The sequence below is a fragment of the Enterococcus sp. ARL09-542 genome (assembly GCF_005234805.1).
GTDB classification, from domain to species: Bacteria; Bacillota; Bacilli; order Lactobacillales; family Enterococcaceae; genus Enterococcus_D; species Enterococcus_D gallinarum.
Map to the genome: position 1 here is coordinate 1 of NZ_QPQX01000054.1, position 1013 is coordinate 1013.

Sequence of the window (1013 nt, forward strand, 5' to 3'; positions counted from 1 at the left end):
GGCTCTTCGTCAAATCGTGTTGGTGAAGACAAATTTGAATAAAACTTAGTCCGATATGCGGCGCGTTCTGTGCGCCGCATATTTTTTTAGTTTTCAAAGATCAGACCTTGTTGTAAATAGATCCGTGCCCGAAAGTTATAAAAGTTGCGATAACCAAACGCAATTCGTTTAATCAGCTTGATCTTGTTATTCAGCCCCTCAGTGACGCCGTTTGAGTGGGACACCTTAAAGGCATTTGAAATACCCGATTGGTAGCGATGGAAGATCGTGAATTTCTTTTTAAACGACTGAGGTAACGTAGATGAAATTGTTTTAAGGGTTTCTTGAAAGCCTTCCGTACCTCGTTTAACGAAATAATAGCGTAATAATTGACAAAAATGATACGCAGTTCGCAATTCTTCGTTGTAGCTTAACAGCTCATCAACGATTTCTGTTTGACTAATTGGTCGTTTAAACAGTCGATGATAATGCCGTTTGAGTGGCTCCAATGTCGTGGAATCTTTGAGTAAGAGTTTCCAATATCGCTTGAGCCGATGGTACTTCTTCTGATTTTCAGAGTGTGAGGTTCGAAAACGATTCATGATCTGGACACGTAATTGATTGAAGCTGCGATTGATGTGTTGGACAATATGAAAGCGGTCAGTTACGATCTCCGCATTTGGAAAGACTGTTTTAAGCAACTGACAATAGCTGGCATTCATGTCCATCACTAGGTACTTGACCTTTAAACGGGCTTTTCTAGGAAAGTGCAGGAAGTATTGAGTTAGTTTGTAAAGTCTGCGATCTTCAAGGATCGTAAATAGCTGATTGGTTGTCCCATCAACACAAATAAAACTCATGGAACCAGAAACAGACTTCATTGATTTGAACTCATCCATACACAACACCGTCGGAAGGAAGTTCATACGTGGCTGGTAATGCTTCGTTGCTTCACGCAAGATCCGTGTCACCGTCCCATCCGAGACGAAGTACTTCTTAGCGATTAGTTTACGTGATTGATTTTCGTACAGTTC

Annotated in this window: 1 protein-coding gene; it reads right to left on the reverse strand. The window is 41.0% G+C overall.

Features of this window, described 5'->3' with window-relative positions; genetic code table 11:
• Positions 1 to 86: 86 nt before the first annotated feature.
• Positions 87 to 1013, reverse strand: a 927-nt coding sequence (locus DVW06_RS16820) for an ISL3-like element IS1476 family transposase (protein WP_137264924.1), incomplete at its 5' end; no start/stop codon positions are given.